Genomic DNA, 6,427 nt, shown 5'->3' with positions numbered 1-6,427 from the left:
CGCCACTCGCCACCAGGCCGAAGCCCGTGCTGCCGTTCGACTTGCATGTGTAAAGCATGCCGCCAGCGTTCAATCTGAGCCAGGATCAAACTCTTCAGTTCAATCTCTGTTTTTCCAGCATTGCTGCTGGAGGTCACTCACTCAAAATACTGACGAAATCTCCGAAGAGATTTACGTTAATTTTTTTGCGAGTGTTAAATAATAATTTGAGCATCAGTATCTAAAAGATACCGGGCTGATCTCATCTAACACCCACACTTATCGACTGTTTATTTTTAAAGAAGGCTGCTTACTTTTCGTATTTGACGAAGCGTTTTGTTCGTCAGCAGCAGAGAAGCGAGATTATCTAGTGTTTCGTGATTCTCGTCAACCCCTCGTCTTTACTTCATCCTGCTACGCTGTTTCGTTGATCTGTCGCAGCGCTGCGGGGACAGAACTATAGCAAAGCCTCGGCACATTTGGCAAGCCCACGTTTTGACGCCTCGCAACTTTTCTTCCTTCCATTCCCTGTTTTATGCAGACTGTCGCAACACCATGGCGCATCCGCCGTGCCTTGCGTACAGTTGCACCATCAGAAAAATCCGAAAGCGTTGCATGTTTCCTCAACCGAAAGCACAAGACATCGTGAGAACCATCCTGGTGTGGCTGCACCGGGGCTTTGACGCCACGGCGACCTGGGTTACCCAGCTGTCGTGGTGGAAATTCTTCCTGTTTGCCGCGCTGTCGATGATTGCCGCTTCGATCTTGCAAGATGAATTGTTTTCATCCGGCCCGGATGAGGAGTACGCCCAAATCGTGCGCGACAAGAAGAGAAATGCGCGCCACTCCGATACCAGCATCACCATCGATGACAGCGGCATCCACTTCAACCCGCGCGCCGGCAAGGGGCGCAAGGAGTCCGCATCCGCGGAAGCCCCGGCAACACCGGAAGCGCCCGAAGCACCGGCAGCACCCGCGCCGCCCGAGCCACCCGAGCCACTGCAGAACAAGCCCGGCAAACCACTGAAGCCTGGCCACGCCGCCCCCGCCCTGCCTGGCGAAGAAGTCCACATTGAATTGCCGCCGCAAATCGGCGAGGAACTGTCCAATGCTATTGAAGAGGCTGTCGACGATGCGGCCGAACAAAAGGTGTCGCGCTATCACAAGCAGGCGTCGACCTGGTTCAAGAGCTTTATTTTCCTGCTGATCCTGGCCCTGTTCGGCACCAAGGCGCTGATGGGAGGCAAAAAACGGGCGGAAGCGCAGACGATGTTCGCCAACGCCGCCGCCGAACGCGAATCCATGCAGCGCCAACTCAGTGAAGCCAAAATGCAAATGATGCAGGCCCAGGTGGAACCGCATTTCCTCTTCAATACACTGGCGTCCGTTGAATACCTGATTGAAACCGATCCCCCGCGCGCCTCCGCCATGCAGCGCAGCCTGATCAAGTACTTGCGCGCCGTCCTCCCGCAAATGCGCGACAGCAGCCTCGTCACGAACCTGGGCCGCGAAGCGGACATGGTGGCCGCTTACCTCGCCCTGCTGAAAATGCGCATGGAAGAACGCCTCACCATTGATTTCGATATCCCCGATGGCCTGCGCACGGCAGCTTTCCCGCCCATGATGCTGCAATCGATGGTGGAAAACGCCATCAAACACGGCCTGGAAGGCAAACCGGAAGGCGGCACTTTGCAAGTACGCGCGCAAGTGGCGCACAACAAGCTGCAAGTGACGGTGACGGACGATGGCCTCGGTTTCGGCGCCAAACCCAGCGATGGCACCGGTCTGGGCCTGTCGAATATCCGCGAACGCTTGAAACTGTTGCACGGTAATGCCGGCTCGCTGAACATCGAACCCAACAGCCCAAGCGGCGTGATTGCCACGATCGAAGTGCCTTACGCACTGGCAGCGAAAAAACCGGATTGAAAATCCCCCCGATTCATTGAATAATGACCGAACGTATTTTTTAACAATATTTCAATATGCCAACAGCAATCATTGCCGATGACGAACGCCTGATGCGCGACCAGCTGCGCATGCGCCTGGGACAAGTCTGGCCCGAACTGGACATCGTCGGCGAAGCCAAAAACGGTGATGAAGCCATCGAACTGGTCGACCAGCTGAAGCCGGACTTCATCTTCCTTGATATCCGCATGCCCGGCAAAACCGGCATGGAAGCGGCCGCCGCGATTGGCAATAAAAGCCGCGTGGTTTTCGTGACGGCCTACGATGCCTATGCGGTGGAAGCCTTTGAACGGGGCGCCGTTGATTACGTGCTGAAACCGCCTGAGCTGGAACGCCTGCAAATCACGGTCGACCGCCTGAAGGGCCGCCTGGCCGCGCCGGCTGGCGCCCCGGCCGCCGGTGGCGGCGATGTCAACGCCAGCGTGGCGGCCATGCTGAACCAGTTGGCGGAAAAGATTGCCGCGCCCAAGAAAACGTATTTGCAATGGATCCAGGCCAGCATCGGCCAGGATTTGCGCATGATTCCCGTGGAAGAAATCCTGTTCTTCCGCTCCGATGAAAAATACACGTGCGTGCAGACCGCCAAATATGAAGCGCTGATCCGCAAGCCCGTGCGCGACCTGGCGGAAGAACTGGACCCGGACTTGTTCTGGCAAATTCACCGCGCCACCCTGGTCAATGTCAACGCCATCGAAGGCGTGACGCGCGATATCCGTGGCCGCCACCTGGTCATGATCAAGGACCGCACGGAAAAGCTGGAAGTGTCGCGCTCGTTCCTGCACCTGTTCAAGCAAATGTAAGGGGCTCGGCAAGAAGAATTGCCACCCATCAACAACTAACCTCTGCTGCTGCGCCAGATCAAACCTGGCGCAGCCGCGCTACCCTACTTTGTCACCATGGCGGCCCTCTTCCGGCCGCATGGAGGGCATCATGGACCAGCGCAGCAAACCCTCGCGCAGCCGCCGCAATGAACGCGGGCTCGGCCGCCGTACCGCAGACACATCCCCGTTGCAATCGGTGCGCGACGACGAACGATCCCACATTGCACGCGAACTGCATGACGACCTCGGCCAGTTGCTGGCCACACTAAGAGTCGACCTGAACTTGCTGGAACGCCAGCCGGCGCTGCCTCGCGCGGCAGCCACGCAAGTGCACAGCATGGACCAGTTGCTGCTGTCGGCCATCTCGTCGCTGCGCCGCATCGCCAGCAACCTGCGCCCCCGCGCGCTGGACGATGGCAGCCTGTACTTCGCCCTGCAAGCCATGTGCCTGGATTTTGCGCGGCGCAATCCGCTGCGCTGCGAACTGGACGTGCTGGAATCGGAACTGTGTTTCGGCGACCATTTCAGCACCACCGTGTTCCGCATTGTGCAAGAATCGCTGACCAATGTGGCCCGTCACGCCAAGGCGCGGCGGGTGCGGGTGGCCGTGCGGCGCAATGGCGCCAGCCTGCGCATTTGCGTGGAAGACGACGGCGTCGGCCTGACCGACGAGGATTTGCGCAAACCTCATTCACTGGGCCTGATCGGCATGCGCGAGCGGGTGCAGGGCTTGCAGGGCGAGATGTCGATCCGGGGCCAGGGCGGCACCCGCATCACGATCGTGCTGCCACTGCCCGAGCCGCACAATGAAAAAGCGCCCCGCGGGGCGCTTTGACGTTCAAACTACAGCTGCAGCTTAGAACGCGTGGCGGATGCCCAGGTTGAAGGCGCTGTCGCCGGAACCCGCTTCGTTGTTGTTGCCAACGGTGTAGCCGGCGCCGTTCTTGTTCTTGATGCGGGCGTAAGCAACGTAGGTCGACGTACGCTTCGACAGCGGATACAGGTAGCCCACGCCGATCTGGTTGGCGTCCTGGTTGTTGACGGTCTTGTCGTTCATGCGGGTGTACGACGCGATGAAGTTACCCGGACCGGCAGGAACGTTCACGCCCAGCAGCAGGTTGTCGCTGTCGCTCGATGCCTTGGGCGCCACTTTGAAGCCGTAAGCGTTCGCCACTGGAACGGCCGAGCTGCCCGCGCCCTTGTTGACTTCCCAGCCAAAGAAGGCCTTGACGACTTTGAAGTCGTAGTTGGCGGCCAGCAGCGTATTCTTGGCCGTGTCTTTCGGTGCGGCGCCGACCACGTCCAGGTTGCGGTTGTTGTGCACCAGGCGCACGTTCAACGCATCCTGCGAGAAGTTCAGACCCAGGCCGAACTGGCGGCCAGCCTTGTTGCTGCCGGCTTGTTCGCCCAGCGCGTACAGCGCGTCCACGGAGAAGCCCGAGAACGATGGCGTGCTGTAGACAATCGAGTTGCTGGCGCGGGTATTGGCGCCGGCGGTCGGGAACAGGTTTTTCGCGGAACCGGCATAGCCTGCGCCGAACGGGTCGGCGACCTGGCTCAGCGCGTTGTACAGCATCGTGTACTGACGGCCGATGGTCAGCGAACCCATTTCCTTGGATTTCAGGCCCACCGTGGCCAGGCGGTTGAACAGGGCGCCGGTGGTGTTGTCCATCGTGCCGTCGTCGGCCTTGAAGCCGTTTTCCAGGTTGAACACGGCTTGCAGGCCGTTACCCAGGTCTTCAACGCCACGGAAACCGAGGCGCGATTGACCACCGATGCCGCTGGTGACCTTGGTGACGCTGCCGGCGGCGCCGCCGCTCTCGCGTACCAGGCCGGCGTCGACCAGACCGTAAATGGTCACGTTCGATTGAGCCTGAGCCGAAGCCGAGAACGCGCCGATGAGCAGTGCTGCCAGAGTAAGTTTTTTCACTTGATGATCCATTGTTGGTTGATAGGGTTGTCGCCTGAAACTTGACGGGGCGAATCATGCCTATCAAATGCTTCAACAATATGACATCAACAATTTTTCTCAGGCATCATTTCAGGCGGCACGTCGCGAGCCAGTAGTACTTCAGGCGCTCGGTGCGCACTTCGCGGGCGGCATTGGACAGACGCTTGCGCAGCCAGCTGTCGGTGGGGTAATTCTTCATGATTTCAAAGCGCTCGCCATCCGGCGCCGTGCGGAACTGGTACGTGTTGCCATCCGCATCGGTGCGCGCGATGGGGACCGTGACACCTTCCACTTGATTGCTATCAAGCAACACCAACAACGCATCCTTGCCCAGTTTCGAGCGCAGCAACGCCAGGTATTTATCCTGCTCGGCCCGGCCGATGTGCGACCACCAGCCTGCCGCGAAGCAGGCCGTGTATGGTCCGGCCGGGATATCGGCCAAGGTCCGGGCATCGCCCTGCGCAAACGTGACGACGTCCGTGTCCACGTCGCGCTTGGCCGCCAGCGCCAGCATTTCAGGGCTGCAATCGATGGCCGTGACAGACTCGGCGGCAATGCTGATGTATTCCGTCCAGTAACCCGTCCCGCAAGCCAGTTCCAGCACTTTGTGGCCCTGCATCAGTTCGGCAACGGCTTCCTGCAGGGTTTCCAGGTCATCCTGGCGGTCTTCCTGCTCGTAGACCGCATCGTACGAGGCTGCGCAGTGCGCGTAATATTGTTCCAGCGTATTCATATCAAAGTTCGTAGTTATCTTTTTCTCCGTGCATAGCCTGCTCGATCAGCTTGCGGTTCAGCGTCGGCGCGAGCAATTCTATGAACGTATAAATATAAGAGCGCAAATAAGCGCCCTGCTTCACGGCCACCCGCGACACGTTCATGCCAAACAGGTGTCCCGCGGAAATGGCGCGCAGTGAGCGGTCGCGTTCCGGGTCGAAGGCCATGCCGGCAATGATGCCGATGCCCATGCCCAGTTCCACGTAAGTCTTGATGACGTCCGCATCGATGGCTTCCAGTAGCACATCCGGCTTCAAACCCCGCAATGAAAACGCGTGGTCGATCTTGCTGCGGCCGGCAAAGGCGCCATCGTAGGTGATCAGCGGGAATGCTGCAATCTCTTCCAGCGTAATGGTCTTGGAACGCAGCAGCGGATGGTCGGGCGGCACCACGACCACGTGTTCCCACTGATAGCATGGCAAAGTAACAAGATTTTCCACGCCGGCTATGGATTCCGTGGCGATCGCCAGGTCGGCCTGGTCGCGCTGCACCATTTCCGCGATCTGGCGCGGGTTACCTTGCAATAAAGACAAGCGCACCTTGGGGAACTTTTGCATGAACGCCTGCACCACCTTCGGCAACGTATAGCGCGCCTGCGTATGGGTGGTGGCGATAGTGAAGCTGCCGCTGTCCTGCGCCGCATATTCCTTGCCGATGCGCTTCAGGCTGTCGATTTCCTGCATGATCAGTTCCACCGACTGCAACACCAAGCGGCCCGGCTCCGTCAGGCCCCGGATCCGCTTGCCGTGGCGGGTAAAGATATCCACGCCCAACTCTTCTTCCAGCTCGATAATGGCCTTGGAAACACCCGGCTGGGAGGTGAACAGGGCTTTGGCGGCGTCCGTCAGGTTGTAGTTCTGGCGGACAGCTTCACGGACAAACCGCAATTGGTGAAGGTTCATTCTTATTAGGGGCTCAGTGGCTCGGTAGTCTCAGT

6 protein-coding genes and 1 rRNA gene are annotated in these 6,427 nt (G+C 59.0%); 3 read left to right on the top strand and 4 right to left on the bottom strand.

The window, feature by feature from the left end:
* Positions 1-101, bottom strand: a 16S ribosomal RNA gene (locus tag GJ700_RS21305); the annotation flags it as partial.
* Between the two features lie 493 nt (positions 102-594).
* Here GJ700_RS21305 and GJ700_RS21300 point away from each other — a divergent pair.
* The 3 genes from GJ700_RS21300 (at position 595) to GJ700_RS21290 (ending at position 3,600) form a co-directional block, all read left to right on the top strand.
* Complete coding sequence (locus GJ700_RS21300) at positions 595-1,905, top strand: sensor histidine kinase (protein ID WP_154377621.1); 1,311 nt, start codon at positions 595-597, stop codon at positions 1,903-1,905.
* A gap of 56 nt (positions 1,906-1,961) precedes the next feature.
* Complete coding sequence (locus tag GJ700_RS21295; RefSeq protein ID WP_154377619.1) at positions 1,962-2,744, top strand: LytR/AlgR family response regulator transcription factor; 783 nt, start codon at positions 1,962-1,964, stop codon at positions 2,742-2,744.
* Positions 2,745-2,874: 130 nt separating this feature from the next.
* A complete protein-coding gene (locus GJ700_RS21290) occupies positions 2,875-3,600 on the top strand; it encodes a sensor histidine kinase (protein ID WP_195763971.1) in 726 nt (241 codons plus the stop codon).
* Between the two features lie 21 nt (positions 3,601-3,621).
* On the opposite strand, the gene GJ700_RS21285 is transcribed toward GJ700_RS21290, so the two are convergent.
* The 3 genes from GJ700_RS21285 to GJ700_RS21275 form a co-directional block, all read right to left on the bottom strand.
* On the bottom strand, positions 3,622-4,695 hold the full coding sequence (locus GJ700_RS21285) for a porin (protein WP_371868059.1): 1,074 nt from the start codon (positions 4,693-4,695) through the stop codon (positions 3,622-3,624).
* Positions 4,696-4,801: 106 nt separating this feature from the next.
* A complete protein-coding gene (locus tag GJ700_RS21280; protein WP_154377615.1) occupies positions 4,802-5,449 on the bottom strand; it encodes a class I SAM-dependent methyltransferase in 648 nt (215 codons plus the stop codon).
* 1 nt (position 5,450) lies between these two features.
* Entirely contained in the window at positions 5,451-6,392 is a 942-nt protein-coding gene (locus GJ700_RS21275; RefSeq protein ID WP_154377613.1) for a CysB family HTH-type transcriptional regulator, read from the bottom strand.
* Positions 6,393-6,427: the final 35 nt, after the last annotated feature.

Source organism: Pseudoduganella rivuli, assembly GCF_009674485.1.
GTDB classification, from domain to species: domain Bacteria; phylum Pseudomonadota; class Gammaproteobacteria; order Burkholderiales; family Burkholderiaceae_D; genus Rugamonas; species Rugamonas rivuli_B.
The sequence above is the reverse complement of the archived record's forward strand: the minus strand, read 5'-3'. Positions and strand labels throughout refer to the sequence as shown.

Bases quoted from the DNA above. Each gene is read 5' to 3' on its own strand.
- GJ700_RS21275 (WP_154377613.1), bottom strand. From the start codon at position 6,392: ATGAACCTTCACCAATTGCGGTTTGTCCGTGAAGCTGTCCGCCAGAAC.
- GJ700_RS21280 (WP_154377615.1), bottom strand. From the start codon at position 5,449: ATGAATACGCTGGAACAATATTACGCGCACTGCGCAGCCTCGTACGAT.
- GJ700_RS21300 (WP_154377621.1), top strand. From the start codon at position 595: ATGTTTCCTCAACCGAAAGCACAAGACATCGTGAGAACCATCCTGGTG.
- GJ700_RS21295 (WP_154377619.1), top strand. From the start codon at position 1,962: ATGCCAACAGCAATCATTGCCGATGACGAACGCCTGATGCGCGACCAG.
- GJ700_RS21290 (WP_195763971.1), top strand. From the start codon at position 2,875: ATGGACCAGCGCAGCAAACCCTCGCGCAGCCGCCGCAATGAACGCGGG.